The organism is Cupriavidus sp. WKF15 (assembly GCF_029278605.1).
Taxonomy (GTDB): Bacteria; Pseudomonadota; Gammaproteobacteria; order Burkholderiales; family Burkholderiaceae; genus Cupriavidus.
The window spans coordinates 414,625-430,544 of record NZ_CP119572.1 but is presented as its reverse complement, the minus strand read 5'-3'; the positions used below and the strand labels follow the sequence as shown (position 1 = coordinate 430,544).

Genomic DNA, 15,920 nt, shown 5'->3' with positions numbered 1-15,920 from the left:
AGCCCGGGTGTGCCCTCTGATGCACGCAACGCGCGAGCACCCCGCCGGCGTCCGAACTGTGTTCAGTTGCCGGCGGCAGCCGGCAGCCACCCTTCTTCCGTGCTCGCCGCGGTCACCTGCGTGGCGATCGAATCCGCCAGCCGCGCAACATCGGCAACGCCCGGCATCTGGCCGCTGTCGGCACCCCCCGCGGAGAAGTCATAAAGATGTGTGTTGTCCGGCGTCTCCCCGATGCTGGTGCCAAGCGGCCGGAACAGGACACCGCGACGGAAATTCCTGCTGTCGGACCTGGCATTGCGCCTGGCGAGCTCGGCGGCCTCGGTGTAGGCCATCGGTGCCTTCTCCTGCTCGATCTCGAGCCGCAGCGTCTGCGCGTTGACACGCACGCTGTACCGGCCAAGGTTGTACAGCAGGTACATCGCATACAGGTTGTCGAAGTCCTTGTAGGCGCCCTGCTCCCTGCGGAAATCCAGCGACAGGACCGAAGGAAAGCGATTGGGCAAGTCCTTGAAGGCCACCTTCTCCTCCTCCAGCGGATCCACATAGGTCGAACCGCCGTATTTCTTGTACAGCACGACATCCATGCCGTACCCGCGTGTTCCCCACTCGCGGATGAGCTTCATCGCCATCTCGGTCGGGACGTTGGCCGTGGCGGCCGCCACCACCCGGCGCCCGGACAGCAGCCTGGCGCTCGTGACCTCCAGGTCCTTGTAGCCTGCGCCATAGCGGAATGCCGCGCCAATGGTCTTGGCACAGTTGAGGCGCAAGTAGTCATAGCGGATTTCGCCCCGGTGGTACTCGGTGTTCCTGGCACGCCGGTGAAAGTCGTCGTTGATGCGCCTGAAGTAGGCGGCCAGGGCTTCCTTGTCGCGCGCCGGCACGCCGCGCACGCGCACGCCGATCACCGAGCGCTTGTAGATCTCGCCGAAGTCCAGGCCGAACGCGGCGGTCGGCGCAACCGACGAGACCGTCCCGAACAGGTATTCCCGCTTCGGGATGGCCACCATCAGGTCATCGGTGTAATAGCCTGCCGCGTGCTTGCGGTCACGGTCGGCATAGAAGTTGGCCGAGTAGACGAGGTCGTCGCCCGGCGCCTGGTCACGGATCGCCAGCGCAATGTGGCCGGCTGAACCGCCCTTGGAAGTGCCGAAGCTGATCAACAGCTCCAGGTCATAGGGGTCCGCGCGCAGGCGATCGGCAATCTCCCCGACATTGGCGGGCTCGGGCCCACCCTTGCTGCCGAAGTCCGCGGCACCCGCCGCCGTCGACAGCAGCGCGGCAATCATTACCACCCCCACCGCAAGCCAATTCTTCACTGGGCAATCCCCCGATGTCTGCGGCGGGCTGCCGGTCAGGCGTGCGGCGAACCGCCCGCGGCGACCGTCACCCCGCACTCGCTCGCCACCGCGAGCAGCTTGGCGATATCTGGCTCGCCCGGCGGGATTTCCTCGTCGATGCGGGTGAACAGGCGGGATGCGCGTCCGCCCTGGCTGGTGATGGAAATCATCTCGCCACCGCCTGGCCCGAAGCGGAAGTGATGCATGGTGCCTGCTGGTACGTGCACGAACGTGCCGGCCGTGGCCGTGATGACCTGGTCGTCATAGCCAATGTCGATCGTGCCGCGTGTGACGTAGAACGACTCGTCCCAGTCGTGGCAGTGCGGCGGAGGTCCGCTGCCCTCTTCACCCTGTTGCAGGAACACCTCGTAGCCCTGCGTGGCGGTATTGGGTGCCAGCACCGTGATCTTCTCGCCGACTACGTTAAGCGCGCGCGCATGCGCGTCGGGAGTCACTGCGAAGGGTTGCGGCTTCATGGTTGGCGGCCTCCGGCAGCGCAGGCCCCGCGGGGCCTGTGCTGTGTTCAGAAGTGGCCACCGGCGTCGTCGGTTGCGCGCGGGGCCTGCGCCCGCATTGCCTGGTGCATGCCGACGGCGGGGCGTTGCGGATCCTCGATCCAAGATAGCAGACGCCCCGCAAGTTGCCGCGACTAAGTGCGACTTAGTGCGATTTAGTGCGCGGTTGCCTCGCCTGCTCCGATCCCGGTCTCCGAGCGCAGCTCTTGTGCCTCGAAGCCAGCCATGTCCACGCGAGCGCGTGCGGACTTGTCGGCCAGCGAGAAGATCCAGATGCCAAGGAAACCGATGGTCATCGAGAACAGCGCGGGCGAGGTGTATGGGAACGGCGCATCCTTGAAGTGGAACACGTCCACCCAGACCGCTTGCGACAGGACCGTCAGCACGACCGCCGACAGCAGGCCGAGGAAACCGCCGATGGTCGCGCCGCGCGTGGTGCAGCCCTTCCACAGCACCGACATGAACAACACCGGGAAGTTGGCCGACGCCGCGACAGCGAACGCGAGCGACACCATGAACGCGATGTTCTGCTTCTCGAACACGATGCCCAGCACCACGGCGACGAGGCCGAGGATGATGGTCGTGATGCGCGAGACGCGCAGCTCCATCGAACTGGTCGCCTTGCCGTGCTTGAAGACGGTGGCGTACAGGTCATGCGACACGGCCGAGGCGCCGGCGAGGGTCAGGCCGGCCACGACCGCCAGGATCGTCGCGAACGCCACGGCCGAGATGAAGCCGAGGAACACATTGCCGCCGACCGCGCTGGCCAGGTGCACCGCCGCCATGTTGACGCCGCCGAGCAGCTTGCCGCTGCCGTCCTGGAAGCTAGCGTTGGTCCCGACCAGCACGATCGCGCCGAAGCCGATGATGAACGTCAGGATGTAGAAGTAGCCGATCCACGTGGTCGCCCAGAACACCGACTTGCGCGCTTCCTTGGCATTGGGCACGGTGAAGAAGCGCATCAGGATATGCGGCAGGCCGGCCGTGCCGAACATCAGCGCAATGCCGAACGAGATCGCCGAGATCGGGTCCTTGATGAAGTTGCCCGGGCTCATGATCGAGTCCTTCTTGGCATGGACCTCGACCGCCTTGGCGAACAGCGCCTCGGGGCTGAAGTGATACTGGGCCAGCACCATGAAGGCCATGAAGGTGGCGCCGCCCAGCAGCAGGCCGGCCTTGATGATCTGCACCCACGTGGTGGCGGTCATGCCGCCGAACAGCACGTACACCATCATCAGCGCGCCGACGATCACCACCGCGACCCAGTACTCCAGGCCGAACAGCAGCTTGATGAGCTGGCCCGCGCCGACCATCTGCGCGATCAGGTAGAACGCCACCACCACCAGCGTGCCCGACGCCGCGAACGCGCGGATCGGTGCCTGCTTGAAGCGGTACGCCGCGACGTCGGCGAACGTGAAGCGGCCCAGGTTGCGCAGCCGTTCGGCCATCAGGAAGGTGATGACGGGCCAGCCGACCAGGAAGCCGATCGAATAGATCAGCCCGTCATAGCCGTTGGCATAGACCGCCGCGGAAATGCCCAGGAACGAGGCCGCAGACATGAAGTCGCCGGCGATTGCCAGGCCGTTCTGGAAGCCGGTGATGCCGCCACCGCCGGTGTAGAACGCGGCGGCCGAGGTGGTCCGCTTGGCCGCCCACTTGGTGATGAACAGCGTGCCGATCACGAACAGCACGAACATGCCGATGGCGGTCCAGTTGGTCGGCTGGCGGACTGCCTGTCCCATGTCGCCGCCGGCCGCCAGTGCGGCCGTCGAAAGCAGCAGCGTGCTGCCGGCAAGGATTGCGTGGTTCGCTTTCATGCCACCTCCCGCTTGATCTGCTCGGTCAGTTCGTCATAGGCGCGGTTGGCATGGCGCACATAGAGCCCGGTGATGACAACGGTGAAGAGAATCACGAACAGGCCGATCGGCATGCCCCACGTCATCACGCCTGCGCCGGTCTTGGCGGCAAGGAGTTCCTTGTCGAAGGCGATGAGCAGCACGTACCCGTAGTAGATCACGAGCATCACCGCGGTCAGCGCCCATCCCAGCCGCGAGCGCTTGTGCACAAGCTCGCGGTACGTGGGGTTCGCCTTCAGTCTTGCGACCAGTTCTTCATTCATCTTTGTCTCCTGCCATTCGTGCTACGGGCTTGCCGTGGACTGACAGTGCATGCGCCAACCAGCGCGTGCGTGGTGGTCTCAGTCCCGGTCCGTGACGATAAGGTACGACCTGCCCCTTACCTGCTTCTTACACGGGGCATGTCGCCGCACCGGGGAAAACACGTAGATGACGTGCGTGAAGGGGACTGAAGCGCCACTGGTGGCCACCGCGCCGCCTGCCTGAGGCGTGGATCCTGCGCGCGATCCACTGCAGGAAGCCATGCTGACAAAAAAAAGAGCCTGCAATTCGCGGGCTCCTTGTAACACTAAGCGAGGGAACGGACAGCGACCTCCAGCGCTGGTCGGTGGCGCCTTGTTCTCCTGTCCTTTCGCTTGAGCGCCTGCCCAGCCCGCAGCGAAGCGCGACGGAAGCCGTCAACGACACGGTGCACGAATGCCCTTACAGGGTGGCCAAGCGTTCAAACCGGTCAAAGCGCGCAAACGGTGGCTTCACTTCAGTCACTTCAAGCTCTTCCACAAGCGCTGCCGACATGCCCTCACTCAACCAACCGCACATGTCGGCGAGCTGCTCTGGCGAGCCCTGAAGCATTGCCTCTACCGTATCGTCCATGCGATTGCGGACCCAACCGGTAACCCCCAGCTCATGGGCCCGGTGCACGCACGCCTCCCGATAGCCGATACCCCGCACACGACCATGGACGCGTACCAGCCGCGTCTCGATGGGCGCGTCGCTGCCATCTGCTTGCATGAGAGCGCCCCCACAGGGATTCAGGAAACGTTGACGCCTGGAGTGCCGCGCGGACACTGCGATTCAGTGGGTAACTGACACCACCTGTCCGGTAATGTCCTCCAGAATACATTTCTGGTAAACCCGTGCGACCACCGCCGCCCGAACACCCTTTGCGGTATCGCGTCCCATCGCTTCGAGCGTTTCCCACACCCATCCGGGGCTGACGACGTTCACGCGGACCTTGCCTTGCAATTCAAGCGCCGCGGCCCGCCCGAACGCCTCGATGCCGGCGTTCACGGTGCTCACTGCAGCACCACCAAGCATTGGATGCTGGGCGAGAGTACCACTGGTGAGCGTAACCGACCCGCCCTGGGAGATGTATGGAACCCCATACCGGACGAGATTGACTTGCCCCATCAGCTTGTTGGCCAGGCTGAATGCAAAATCATCGTCAGTCAGGACGTCCAGCGGTGCGAATTTCGCAGTGCCACCTACGCAGACCACGGCGTCGACCGTACCCAGTTGCTTGTACATCGCCAGAATCGACTGCTTGTCGGAGATGTCCACCGAGACCCTCGGAGAGCTACGACTGGCCGCTACAACGTCATGCTCTTCCGACAATAGAGCCGTAATTTCTTTCCCTAGAAGCCCTGAGGCTCCAATGACCAGGATGCGCATACGTCCTCCTGATAACGGATGATGAGCGGTAGTGAATGGCCCACAGTACCGAGCCGGCTGCGCGCTAAGCGCGCGGGTCAACCTTCTATGAAGGTTAGCCGTTTTTGTAGTCAGTCGGACATACTGCGATGCATCAGCACTAGCATCCTTGATGCGCGTAACACGCATCCCTCTCGCTGTTGCTATTTCCCAAAACGATGCGTAGAGGCGGAAGGTTCTAGCCTAGACTTAAAGTGCTTTCTCAAGATTAATTGCGACTCATGGTGAAGCATGAGGCGCATTGCAGCGCAGCGGAGTCCCATAGGCGATTCTGAATAAGCCTTGGGGCCTCTGGAGCGCTGTGAAAAGCAAGAACCGGGTGATGGAGGGGGACATGAAAAGCACAAATGAGCATTCGTTGCGCTTTCAGGTCGAAAAATGGCTCGCGCCTAGCCACACGGCGTCGGTCCATGTAGTTGAATTTAGTCGTACCCTCTCGGGCCGGCGGCGCTACGTATGCGTCGAGACCACGCAACAGTCCGATTTACGCGCGTTGTTCTTCTTTCGGCATGATGATGGCTGCTGGCGTGTGTTTCCGCCTGCGGTAGATAGGCCAAAGACGAGCAACCGTCTGGCCTTGTGAGCCGTCATTGCTGGCTCGATTCTCAAGCGTGGGCTGATGTGCTGGCGCTCACCAGCAGCGCATCCACACACGAATCTTACTTTTTTGTCGTTCTTCTTATTCCGGCCCCACCAACAAAAACGCGAGGCAAAACTTACGTTTCATCCTCGCGCCTCACTATCAATCAATAACTTAACAAGAATCCTGACAAGCAAAACTTACGGATTCTTGTTCATTCCGCCTTAGAACGGAATATCGTCATCCATATCCTCGAACCCGTTCGACGGCGCCTGCTGCTGACGGCGCGCGCCGCCTTGCTGGCCGCCACCGCCCTGGCCAGCGCCGCCCTGGCCGCGGCCGCCGTAGCCGCCGCCCGACGATTCACGGCTGTAGCCACCGCCACCACCGCCGCCACCGTAACCGCCTTCATCGCCGCCACCGCCGGCGCTCTGACGACCGCCCAGCATCTGCATCTGTTCGGCGACGATTTCGGTGCTGTACTTGTCCTGGCCGCTCTGGTCCTGCCACTTGCGGGTGCGGATGCGGCCCTCGATATAGACTGCCGAGCCTTTGCGCAGGTACTGGGCAGCAATTTCGGCAAGCTTGCCGAACATCGAGACGCGGTGCCACTCGGTGGCTTCCTTCATCTCGCCGCTCTGCTTGTCCTTGTAGCGGTCGGTGGTCGCCAGGCGCAGGTTGGTCACGGCGTCGCCGCTGGGCATGTAGCGGGTTTCCGGGTCCGCGCCCAGATTGCCGACGAGAATGACTTTATTGACCGATGCCATGTGAATGTTCTCCAAAAGCCACGCGCTGTGCTGAAAAGCGTGGCATACGCTCGTAAGTAGTAGTTTGAACCGGATTGCTGCAGGTGCGGCTACCGCGTGGGCGACGACTGCGACGACTGCAAAAGCGACAACGTAAACGAATAACGCGCCCCCGGCCAGACTAGTCGGGAAGCGCGGTCATGCTAGGCCATATTTGGCCAGAATCTGTTGCAAAGTGATGCGGCTGGCACCGCGTCAGGCTGTTGCCTGCGCACTCGCCTGCCCCCTGGCCGGCGGCGGTTTCATGCTCCAGGCGATTATAAGCCAGACCAGAAGCACCACCGCACAGCCGACGAACACGGCACTGCGGCCTTCGTGCTTGAGCAGCCAGCCCCCCACCACGCCTCCAAGGAAGAGACCCAGCGCCTGCGTGGTGTTGTACACGCCGAGCGCCGCGCCGCGCGAGGCAGCCGCGTAGCGCGAGACCAGCGAAGGCTGCATGGCCTCCAGCACGTTGAAGGCGACAAAGAACAACAGCAGGACCACGACGATGGCCCACAGGCCATGCACGGCGGCGAACAGCAACTGGACCGCCGTCATCAGCCCCACGGCGCTCAGCAGCACGGGCCGCACGCGGCCATAGCGCTCCGCGGCCATCATCGGCGCGAGCATCAGCACGAAGGACACCAGCACCACAGGCAGGTAGACCTTCCAGTGCTGGTCGAGCGGCATGCCCGCGTCGGCCAGCATGGCGGGCACCACCATGAACATGGCGACCTGCGAGGCGTGAAGCGCCAGCACGCCGACGTTCAGGCGCACCAGGTCCGGATTGAGCAGTACCTGGCGGAACGGCAGCCGTACCGGATGCGGCGGCGGCGGGCTCGGCACCACGAACAGCGTTACGACGATTGCCACTGCGCCCAGCACCGACATCAGCGCGAAGATTCCCGGCATGCCAATGGCGTGCAGCAGCGGCGAGGCAATTACCAGCGACAGCGCGAAGGTCAGTCCGATGCTGCCGCCGACCATGGCCATGGCCTTGGTACGGTGGCGTTCGCGCGTCAGGTCGGCGATGCAAGCGGTGATGGCGGCGGAAATCGCGCCGGCGCCCTGCAATGCGCGGCCCACGGTGATGCCAAACAGCGTGTGCGAAAACGCGGCCACCAGGCCGCCGGCCACGAACAGCAGCAGGCCGGCCACCATGACCGGCTTGCGGCCGACGCGGTCCGACAGCCAGCCAAGCGGAATGTGCAGGAAAGCCTGCATCAGGCCGTAGATGCCCATGGCCAGCCCGACGCGCTGGGCGTCATGGCCATCGGGCAGGCCGCGCGCGTACTCCGCAAAGACCGGCAGGATCAGGAACAGGCCCAGCATGCGCAGCGCGAAAATGCTGGCCAGCGAGAGGCTGGCACGCATCTCGGTACGCGTCATGCGTTCGCGCTGGGGCACGGTTTTGGAATCGCCGGCAACGGCGGCATCCGGGGAAGAAGACGGGATCGGCGACATGGCGATCGTGGGAATGGGTCAGGCTGGCTGCCGGCGCTGGCGGCAATGGCTGTTTCGATCGGTACCCGGGGCGGAAGTTGCCATCCCGGTCGACCAGGCAAGCGCGGCATTCGGCCCGGCTCCCACTGGTGCGCGCCTAGCGCAGGCAACCCGGGAAACCGAAGTTCGGTATATTAACAGGTTTGCTTCTCCGCGCTTTCCGGGTCACCTGCCCGCACCGGGCAACCGTCGGCGCGCGCATCCCCGGCGGTTCGCGGCGGCCCGAACGACCTGCGGCGGCGCCCAAAGATGGCGTGTGAGGCACCTGCATTTCAGTTTGGGATTTCCGTTAGACCGACCTGTCCATGCGCACAGCACCGACCGGCGGCCTGCCCGGCGACGACTTTTCGGCATATGGAAGAAATCAAGATCCGTGGGGCTCGTACCCACAACCTGAAGAACATCAATCTCGACCTGCCGCGCAACCGGCTGATCGTGATCACCGGCTTGTCCGGCTCGGGCAAGTCGTCGCTGGCATTCGATACCCTGTACGCGGAAGGCCAGCGCCGGTACGTGGAATCGCTGTCCGCCTACGCGCGCCAGTTCCTGCAACTGATGGAAAAGCCGGACGTGGACCTGATCGAGGGCCTGTCGCCGGCGATCTCGATCGAGCAGAAGGCCACCAGCCACAACCCGCGCTCCACGGTCGGCACGGTGACCGAAATCCACGACTACCTGCGTCTGTTGTATGCACGCGCAGGCACGCCCTACTGCCCCGACCACAACCTGCCGCTGCAGGCACAGAGCGTGGCGCAGATGGTGGACGCCGCGCTGGCGCTGCCCGAAGACACCAAGCTGATGATCCTGGCACCCGTGGTGTCCGACCGCAAGGGCGAGCACTCCGACCTGTTCGACACCATGCAGGCGCAGGGCTTCGTGCGATTTCGCGTCCGCTCGGGCGGCGGCACCGCGCATGAGGCCGAGGCCAAGGTCTATGAGGTCGATGCGCTGCCCAAGCTGAAGAAGACGGAGAAGCACACCATCGAAGTCGTGGTGGACCGCGTCAAGGTGCGTCCGGACATCAAGCAGCGCCTGGCCGAATCGTTCGAGACCGCGCTGCGCCTGGCCGACGGCCGCGCCCTGGCGCTGGAACTCGACACCGGCAAGGTGCACATGTTCAGCTCGCGCTTCGCGTGCCCGATCTGCTCGTACTCGCTGCAGGAACTCGAACCGCGCCTGTTCTCGTTCAACAACCCGATGGGCGCCTGCCCGAGCTGCGACGGCCTGGGCCAGATCACGTTCTTCGACCCGAAGCGCGTGGTGGCCTTCCCGAACCTGTCGCTCGCCTCCGGCGCGATCAAGGGCTGGGACCGGCGCAACCAGTTCTACTTCCAGATGCTGCAGAGCCTGGCGGCCTACTACGAATTCGACACCGAGACCGCGTTCGAGGAGCTGCCGGCCAACGTGCAGCAGGTGGTGCTGCATGGCTCGGGCGAAGAGGAGATCCCGTTCACCTATATGAACGAGCGCGGCCGTACCACGGTGCGCTCGCATGTGTTCGAAGGGATCATCCCCAACCTTGAGCGCCGCTACCGCGAGACCGATTCGGTGGCCGTGCGCGAGGAACTGGCCAAGTACCAGAACAACCAGCCCTGCCCGGCCTGCCACGGCACGCGTCTGCGCACCGAGGCACGCCACGTCAAGGTCGGCGAAGGCGAACAGGCGCGCGCCATCTTCGAGATCAACGGCTGGCCGCTGCGCGACACGCTGACGTACTTTCTCACGCTCGACATGCATGGCGCCAAGCGCGAGATCGGCGACAAGATCATCAAGGAAATCACCGCGCGGCTGAATTTCCTGAACAACGTGGGGCTGGACTACCTGTCGCTGGAGCGCAGCGCCGACACGCTGTCGGGCGGCGAGGCGCAGCGCATCCGCCTGGCCTCGCAGATCGGCTCGGGCCTGACCGGCGTGATGTACGTGCTCGACGAGCCGTCGATCGGCCTGCACCAGCGCGACAACGACCGGCTGATCGGCACGCTCAAGCATCTGCGCGACATCGGCAATTCGGTGCTGGTGGTGGAACACGACGAGGACATGATCCGCGCGAGCGACTACGTCGTCGACATCGGCCCCGGTGCCGGCGTGCACGGTGGCATGATCGTGGCCGAGGGCACGCCGCGCCAGATCGAGGAGTCGCCCGCGTCGCTGACCGGGCAGTACCTTTCGGGACAGCGGCGCATTGATGTCCCGAGCCAGCGGGCCGCGCCGGACGACGAACGCCTGCTGCGCATCGTCAACGCCAGCGGCAACAACCTGCGCAACGTCACGGCGGAGATCCCGGTCGGGCTGCTCACCTGCATCACAGGCGTGTCGGGTTCGGGCAAGTCCACGCTGATCAACGACACGCTCTATCACGCGGTGGCGCGCCACCTGTACGGCTCCACGCCGGAGCCCGCGCCGCACGACCGCATCGAGGGGCTCGAGCATTTCGACAAGGTCATCAACGTCGACCAGAGCCCGATCGGGCGCACGCCGCGCTCGAACCCGGCCACGTACACGGGCCTGTTCACGCCGATCCGCGAACTGTTCGCGGGCGTGCCGTCGGCCAAGGAACGCGGCTACGATCCGGGCCGCTTCTCGTTCAACGTCAAGGGCGGGCGCTGCGAGTCGTGCCAGGGCGACGGCGTGCTCAAGGTCGAGATGCACTTCCTGCCCGACGTCTATGTGCCGTGCGATGTGTGCCACGGCAAGCGCTACAACCGCGAGACGCTGGAAGTCCTGTACAAGGGCAAGAACATCTCCGAGGTACTGGAGCTGACGGTCGAGCAGGCGCACGAGTTCTTCAGCGCGGTGCCGGTGGTACGCCGCAAGCTGCAGACGCTGCTGGACGTGGGCCTCGGCTATATCCGCCTGGGGCAGTCCGCCACCACACTGTCGGGCGGCGAGGCGCAGCGCGTGAAGCTGTCGCTGGAGCTGTCCAAGCGCGATACCGGCCGCACGCTCTATATCCTCGACGAGCCCACCACTGGCCTGCACTTCCATGACATCGAACTGCTGCTCAAGGTCATCCACAAGCTGCGCGACCAGGGCAACAGCGTGGTGATCATCGAGCACAACCTCGACGTGATCAAGACCGCGGACTGGCTGATCGACATGGGCCCCGAAGGTGGCGCCGGCGGCGGCCAGGTGATCGCGCGCGGCACGCCGGAGGATGTGGCGAAGAGCAAGGCGAGCTTTACGGGGAAGTATCTCGCGCCGCTGCTCAAGCGGGCCTGAAGCGCTGAGGGACGGCTGCAACGGCTTGCATTCGGTACCGCAGTGCCTACCATGAACGGCAAGGACGGCCACGACGGCCGTCGCCGCCAACACATGGAGGCCCGCCATGGAACTCCTGTCGGTACCGGTCACCAAGCCGGAAGCGACCAACTTCATCTTCGGCCAGTCGCACTTCATCAAGACCGTGGAAGACCTGCATGAGGCGCTGGTCGGCACCGTGCCCGGCATCCGCTTCGGGCTGGCATTCTGCGAGGCTTCCGGCAAGCGGCTGGTGCGCTGGTCGGGCAACGACGAGGCGCTGATCGATCTCGCCTGCGAGAACGCCCGCACGGTCGGGGCCGGCCACTCGTTTTTCATCTTCCTGGGCGACGGGTTCTTCCCCGTCAATGTGCTCGGCGCTGTGCGCGCGGTGCCGGAAGTCTGCCGGATCTACTGTGCGACAGCCAACCCGGCCGAGGTCATCATCGCGCAGACCGATGGCGGCCGTGCCGTGCTGGGCGTGGTCGATGGCGCCTCGCCGCTCGGCATCGAGACGGATGCCGATATCAAGGAGCGGCGAGAGCTGCTGCGCAGGTTCGGCTACAAGCTGTAGCTCACCGCCGCGCCGCAGCACTCAGTTGCTGCACCGGCGGAGCGCCCGAAGCGTCGTCTTCCTTCATGCGGCTGCGGTTCAGCACGCCGGCCAGCTCGAGCACCGGGTAGGCGGTCGCGCAGAACAGCGAGTTCAGGCGCTTGAGCTCGCTGATCACGTCCAGGTGCAGCGAACTGGTTTCCACGCTTTCCGCGGTCTGCACGGCCACGCGCTGCAGGTGGGTGCGCGCGTATTTCTGCTCGAGTTCGCGGAAGTTGGCCTTCTCGGCCATCAGCGTCTGCGCGCTCTTGAGATCGCCGTTGAGGAACACCGACAGGCCGAGCCGGAGATTGGCCACGAGCCGCGCGTGCATCTCGGCGATTTCCTGCATGCCCGCCTCGGAGAACATCAGGTTGTGGGCAATCTTCTTTTCCTTGGCATCGACCAGCACCCGCTCGATGATGTCGCCCGCGTGTTCGAGGTTGATGGTCAGCGAGATGATCTCCGTCCAGCGCTGCCCGTCGCGCTCATCCAGCGCTTCCAGGCTGATGCGGGTCAGGTAGAGCTTGATGGCGGTGTAGAGGTCGTCCACCTCGTTGTCGATGCGGCAGGTGGCGGTCGCCAGCTTGGCGTCGTTGGTGCGCAGCACGCGCAGCATGTTGTCGAGCATCTGCTCGATGCGGTCGCCAATGCGCAGCACCTCGCGTGCGGCGTTGGCCAGCGCGAGTGTCGGCGTGGGCAATGCGGCGGGATCGAGATGGCGCGGCGTGACCTGGCTTTCGCCGGTGTTGCGTCCCGGCAGCACCGCTTCGCACAGCCTGGCCAGCGGCCCTGTCGCGCCCAGCAGCAGCACGGCCAACGCCACATTGAACAGCAGATGGAAATTGACGATCAGGCGCTGCGGGTCATGGTCGATCAGCGCGAGCAGGCTCTCCGCCTCGGTCAGGAACGGCAAGGCGACCAGGCAGCCAAGCAGCCGCGACAGCAGGTTGCCGAGCGTGACGCGCTTGCCGGGCTGGTTGTTGCCCGACGTCGTCAGCAGCGCCGAGATGCCGGACCCGAGATTGGCGCCGAGCACGAGCGCGAGCGCCACAGGGATCGACACCACGCCGGCCGAGGCCAGCGCGCCGCAGAACAGCACCACGGCCAGGCTTGAATAGCAGAGGATGGTCAGGAACGCCCCGATCAGCATGTCCAGCGCCGCGTCGCCGGTCAGCGTGCCGAACAGCACCTTGACGCCCGCGGCCTGCACCATGGGGCGCGTCGCGATCGAGATCAGTTCGAGCGCCAGCGTGATCAGGCCCAGTCCGATCAGCACGCGGCCGACGTGGCCCGGCTTGCTGCCCTTCCAGGACAGGTGAAGGATCACGCCGACGAAGATCAGCAGCGGCGACAGCCAGGACAGATCCAGCGAGAAGACCTGCACCATGACCGCGGTGCCCACATTGGCGCCAAGCATGATGGCCAGTGCCGGCGCCACGGCGATCAGGCCCTGGCCCACGAAGGAACTGACGATGACGGCGGTGGCGTTGCTGCTCTGGACCAGCCCGGTAACGCCCAGCCCGGCCAGGAAGGCGGTGAAGCGGTTGGCGACGCTGGTCGAGAGTACGTGCCGGAGATTGGCGCCGTAGACGCGCAGGATCCCGACCTTGACGATGTTCGTGCCCCAGACAAGCAGGGCCACGCCGGAAAGAAGATGCAGAAGTACGCCCATTGTGCGCCCCTGTGTGACCGGTGTCGGCTACAGCTCGGAGGCTCCGCCCGGTCATCATGTTGTTGTCAAGGGCTCATTATGCGCCCGCCCCGGGGGCGGGGCAACGCCGCGGGCGCGAGGGCCAAGCCCCCGTTCAGGGCAGCGCGACCTTGATGCCGAGGCCGACGAAAATCGCCCCGGCCGCGCGGTCCAGCCAGCGGCCGGTGGCCGGACGCCTGCGCAGCCACGCGCCGAGCCAGCCCGCGCACAAGCCGAACAGCGAGAACACCACGGCGGTCTGCAGCATGAACACCAGGCCCAGCAGCACGAACTGCAGCGCCGGGTGCGCGGCGTCCGCGCGCACGAACTGCGGCAGGAACACCAGGAAGAACAGCGTGACCTTCGGGTTCATCATGTTGCCCAGCACGCTCTGGCGGAACACCTTGCGCAGCGGCACCGCGGCCACGTCGGCCCCTTGCGCCAGCCCGCCCCTGGCGCGCAGCGCCTGGATGCCGATCCAGATCAGGTAGGCGGCGCCCGCATACTTGATCAGCTGGAACGCCAGCGGCGACGAACGCAAGACCGCCGCCAGCCCGACCGCGGCGATCATCGTGTGGAACAGGCAGCCAACCGCAAACCCGAGCGCGGCCACCACGCCCGCGCGCCGGCCCTGCGCCATGCCGCGCGCCAGCACCTGCAGGTTGTCGGGGCCGGGAGCGAGGGTGATGGCGATCGAGGTCACCAGGAACAGCAGCAAGTCGGGCATGGGATCTCCGTCGGAATGGATCGGGCGGCCGGCGCATCAGCGCTCGGCCAGATCAGTGGCCGTCGAACCGGCACACCGTGAACAGCGGCAGCCCGCCGTCCTGCAGCAGGCGCGAGCCGCCCAGCTCGGGCAGGTCCACGATCGCGGCACCCTCCACCACCGTGGCGCCAAGACGCTCCAGCAGCTTGCGTCCGGCCATCATGGTGCCGCCGGTGGCGATCAGGTCGTCGACCAGCAGCACGCGGTCGCCCGGCTTGCAGGCATCGGCGTGGATCTCGACCGTGGCGCTGCCGTATTCGAGCTCGTACTCCTCGGCCACGGTCTGGAACGGCAGCTTGCCCTTCTTGCGGATCGGCACGAAGCCAAGGTTCAGTTCATACGCGACGATGGCGCCAAGGATGAAGCCGCGCGCGTCGATGCCCGCGACCAGGTCGAGCTGTGCGTCCATGTAGCGGTGCACGAAGACGTCGATCAGCACGCGCAGGGTCTTGGGGTTTTGCAGCAGCGGCGTAATGTCGCGGAACTGCACACCGGGCAACGGCCAGTCCGGCACGGTACGGATGCGATCGCGCAGGTAGCCTGTGACGTCGCCAAGGTCGGGGGACTGGATGATGAAATCTGCCATGGAAATCGTGAAAGGTAGGTTGCGCCACGGGCGCTCCGGAAACGCCGGCCGGGCGGCAACTGCGGTAACGGGTTACCACCCGGGCCGCGCGGGCCGCCCGCAAAATGGCCCTGCCGGTGCCATGCCGGGCCCGACAGGCCCGGCCGAACACCCGTAACCATACAGGAGACCGTGATGGCAAAGAAGATTCTGATGCTGGTGGGCGACTTCGCCGAAGACTACGAAACGATGGTCCCGTTCCAGGCACTGCAGATGGTGGGCCACACCGTGCACGCGGTATGCCCGGACAAGAAGGCTGGCGACAGTTGCGCCACCGCCATCCACGATTTCGAAGGCGACCAGACCTACACCGAAAAGCGCGGCCACAACTTCGCGCTCAACGCGACTTTTGCCGAGATCGACCCGGCTGCCTATGACGCCCTGGTCATCCCCGGCGGACGCGCCCCGGAATACCTGCGCCTGAACGCGCGCGTGCTGGAGATCGTGCAGCACTTTGCCGGCGCCGGCAAACCCATCGCGGCGGTCTGCCACGGCGCGCAGTTGCTGGCCGCCGCGGGCGCGCTGGAAGGCCGCGCCTGCTCCGCCTACCCCGCCTGCGCGCCGGAAGTGAAGCTGGCCGGCGGCAAGTATGCGGATATCCCGGTCGACCAGGCCCACACCGACGGCAACCTCGTGACGGCGCCAGCCTGGCCCGCCCATCCCGCGTGGCTGGCCCAGTTCCTTGCCGTGCTGGGGACGCGGATCGTACATTAGAGGC

At 65.2% G+C, this 15,920-nt stretch carries 15 protein-coding genes; 4 read left to right on the top strand and 11 right to left on the bottom strand.

Annotated features, from left to right (window positions below):
• Positions 1–62: 62 nt before the first annotated feature.
• The 6 genes from CupriaWKF_RS02080 to CupriaWKF_RS02055 all read right to left on the bottom strand — a co-directional run bounded on the left by CupriaWKF_RS02080 (position 63) and on the right by CupriaWKF_RS02055 (position 5,379).
• Positions 63–1,316 carry a hypothetical protein gene (locus CupriaWKF_RS02080; protein WP_276099394.1) on the bottom strand — a complete coding sequence of 418 codons (1,254 nt, stop codon included), beginning with the start codon at positions 1,314–1,316 and terminating at the stop codon, positions 63–65.
• A 35-nt stretch (positions 1,317–1,351) separates the two neighbouring features.
• The gene (locus tag CupriaWKF_RS02075; RefSeq protein ID WP_276099393.1) at positions 1,352–1,813 is read right to left on the bottom strand and encodes a cupin domain-containing protein; all 462 of its coding nucleotides are present in this window, start codon (positions 1,811–1,813) and stop codon (positions 1,352–1,354) included.
• Positions 1,814–2,007: 194 nt separating this feature from the next.
• Entirely contained in the window at positions 2,008–3,669 is a 1,662-nt protein-coding gene (locus tag CupriaWKF_RS02070; RefSeq protein ID WP_276099392.1) for a cation acetate symporter, read from the bottom strand.
• Positions 3,666–3,971 (bottom strand): DUF485 domain-containing protein, encoded by a 306-nt coding sequence (locus CupriaWKF_RS02065; protein WP_276099391.1) that lies wholly within the window; start codon positions 3,969–3,971, stop codon positions 3,666–3,668. Before CupriaWKF_RS02065 ends, CupriaWKF_RS02070 begins: the two co-directional genes overlap by 4 nt.
• 439 nt (positions 3,972–4,410) lie before the next feature.
• Positions 4,411–4,719 (bottom strand): acylphosphatase, encoded by a 309-nt coding sequence (locus tag CupriaWKF_RS02060; RefSeq protein WP_276099390.1) that lies wholly within the window; start codon positions 4,717–4,719, stop codon positions 4,411–4,413.
• A gap of 63 nt (positions 4,720–4,782) precedes the next feature.
• Positions 4,783–5,379: a short chain dehydrogenase gene (locus tag CupriaWKF_RS02055; protein WP_276099389.1), complete on the bottom strand. Its 597-nt coding sequence runs from the start codon at positions 5,377–5,379 to the stop codon at positions 4,783–4,785.
• Between the two features lie 373 nt (positions 5,380–5,752).
• Here CupriaWKF_RS02055 and CupriaWKF_RS02050 point away from each other — a divergent pair, with 373 nt between their 5' ends.
• A complete protein-coding gene (locus CupriaWKF_RS02050) occupies positions 5,753–6,001 on the top strand; it encodes a hypothetical protein (protein WP_276099388.1) in 249 nt (82 codons plus the stop codon).
• Positions 6,002–6,222: 221 nt separating this feature from the next.
• On the opposite strand, the gene CupriaWKF_RS02045 is transcribed toward CupriaWKF_RS02050, so the two are convergent.
• Together CupriaWKF_RS02045 and CupriaWKF_RS02040 are read right to left on the bottom strand one after the other, a co-directional pair.
• Complete coding sequence (locus CupriaWKF_RS02045) at positions 6,223–6,765, bottom strand: single-stranded DNA-binding protein (protein ID WP_276099387.1); 543 nt, start codon at positions 6,763–6,765, stop codon at positions 6,223–6,225.
• Positions 6,766–6,999: 234 nt separating this feature from the next.
• The gene (locus tag CupriaWKF_RS02040; protein ID WP_276099386.1) at positions 7,000–8,250 is read right to left on the bottom strand and encodes an MFS transporter; all 1,251 of its coding nucleotides are present in this window, start codon (positions 8,248–8,250) and stop codon (positions 7,000–7,002) included.
• A 393-nt stretch (positions 8,251–8,643) separates the two neighbouring features.
• On the opposite strand from CupriaWKF_RS02040, the gene uvrA reads away from it, so the two are divergent.
• Together uvrA and CupriaWKF_RS02030 are read left to right on the top strand one after the other, a co-directional pair.
• Positions 8,644–11,508, top strand: coding sequence for an excinuclease ABC subunit UvrA (uvrA, locus tag CupriaWKF_RS02035; RefSeq protein WP_276099385.1), 2,865 nt, complete (start codon positions 8,644–8,646; stop codon positions 11,506–11,508).
• 106 nt (positions 11,509–11,614) lie between these two features.
• On the top strand, positions 11,615–12,100 hold the full coding sequence (locus CupriaWKF_RS02030) for an adenosine-specific kinase (protein ID WP_276099384.1): 486 nt from the start codon (positions 11,615–11,617) through the stop codon (positions 12,098–12,100).
• Between the two features lies 1 nt (position 12,101).
• Here the strand turns inward: CupriaWKF_RS02030 and CupriaWKF_RS02025 are convergent, their stop codons facing one another.
• From CupriaWKF_RS02025 to CupriaWKF_RS02015, 3 genes are all read right to left on the bottom strand, one after another.
• Positions 12,102–13,793, bottom strand: a complete 1,692-nt coding sequence (locus tag CupriaWKF_RS02025) for a Na/Pi cotransporter family protein (RefSeq protein WP_276099383.1) — start codon at positions 13,791–13,793, stop codon at positions 12,102–12,104.
• A gap of 133 nt (positions 13,794–13,926) precedes the next feature.
• The gene (locus CupriaWKF_RS02020) at positions 13,927–14,538 is read right to left on the bottom strand and encodes a LysE family translocator (protein WP_276099382.1); all 612 of its coding nucleotides are present in this window, start codon (positions 14,536–14,538) and stop codon (positions 13,927–13,929) included.
• A gap of 52 nt (positions 14,539–14,590) precedes the next feature.
• Positions 14,591–15,163, bottom strand: a complete 573-nt coding sequence (locus CupriaWKF_RS02015) for an adenine phosphoribosyltransferase (RefSeq protein ID WP_276099381.1) — start codon at positions 15,161–15,163, stop codon at positions 14,591–14,593.
• Between the two features lie 174 nt (positions 15,164–15,337).
• On the opposite strand from CupriaWKF_RS02015, the gene CupriaWKF_RS02010 reads away from it, so the two are divergent.
• Complete coding sequence (locus tag CupriaWKF_RS02010) at positions 15,338–15,916, top strand: DJ-1/PfpI family protein (RefSeq protein WP_276099380.1); 579 nt, start codon at positions 15,338–15,340, stop codon at positions 15,914–15,916.
• Positions 15,917–15,920: the final 4 nt, after the last annotated feature.

Excerpts from the sequence above, each read along its gene's own strand:
- uvrA (WP_276099385.1), top strand. The coding sequence starts at position 8,644 with ATGGAAGAAATCAAGATCCGTGGGGCTCGTACCCACAACCTGAAGAAC.
- CupriaWKF_RS02010 (WP_276099380.1), top strand. The coding sequence starts at position 15,338 with ATGGCAAAGAAGATTCTGATGCTGGTGGGCGACTTCGCCGAAGACTAC.
- CupriaWKF_RS02045 (WP_276099387.1), bottom strand. The coding sequence starts at position 6,765 with ATGGCATCGGTCAATAAAGTCATTCTCGTCGGCAATCTGGGCGCGGAC.
- CupriaWKF_RS02055 (WP_276099389.1), bottom strand. The coding sequence starts at position 5,379 with ATGCGCATCCTGGTCATTGGAGCCTCAGGGCTTCTAGGGAAAGAAATT.
- CupriaWKF_RS02060 (WP_276099390.1), bottom strand. The coding sequence starts at position 4,719 with ATGCAAGCAGATGGCAGCGACGCGCCCATCGAGACGCGGCTGGTACGC.
- CupriaWKF_RS02030 (WP_276099384.1), top strand. The coding sequence starts at position 11,615 with ATGGAACTCCTGTCGGTACCGGTCACCAAGCCGGAAGCGACCAACTTC.
- CupriaWKF_RS02040 (WP_276099386.1), bottom strand. The coding sequence starts at position 8,250 with ATGTCGCCGATCCCGTCTTCTTCCCCGGATGCCGCCGTTGCCGGCGAT.
- CupriaWKF_RS02015 (WP_276099381.1), bottom strand. The coding sequence starts at position 15,163 with ATGGCAGATTTCATCATCCAGTCCCCCGACCTTGGCGACGTCACAGGC.
- CupriaWKF_RS02075 (WP_276099393.1), bottom strand. The coding sequence starts at position 1,813 with ATGAAGCCGCAACCCTTCGCAGTGACTCCCGACGCGCATGCGCGCGCG.
- CupriaWKF_RS02025 (WP_276099383.1), bottom strand. The coding sequence starts at position 13,793 with ATGGGCGTACTTCTGCATCTTCTTTCCGGCGTGGCCCTGCTTGTCTGG.
- CupriaWKF_RS02050 (WP_276099388.1), top strand. The coding sequence starts at position 5,753 with ATGAAAAGCACAAATGAGCATTCGTTGCGCTTTCAGGTCGAAAAATGG.
- CupriaWKF_RS02020 (WP_276099382.1), bottom strand. The coding sequence starts at position 14,538 with ATGCCCGACTTGCTGCTGTTCCTGGTGACCTCGATCGCCATCACCCTC.
- CupriaWKF_RS02070 (WP_276099392.1), bottom strand. The coding sequence starts at position 3,669 with ATGAAAGCGAACCACGCAATCCTTGCCGGCAGCACGCTGCTGCTTTCG.
- CupriaWKF_RS02065 (WP_276099391.1), bottom strand. The coding sequence starts at position 3,971 with ATGAATGAAGAACTGGTCGCAAGACTGAAGGCGAACCCCACGTACCGC.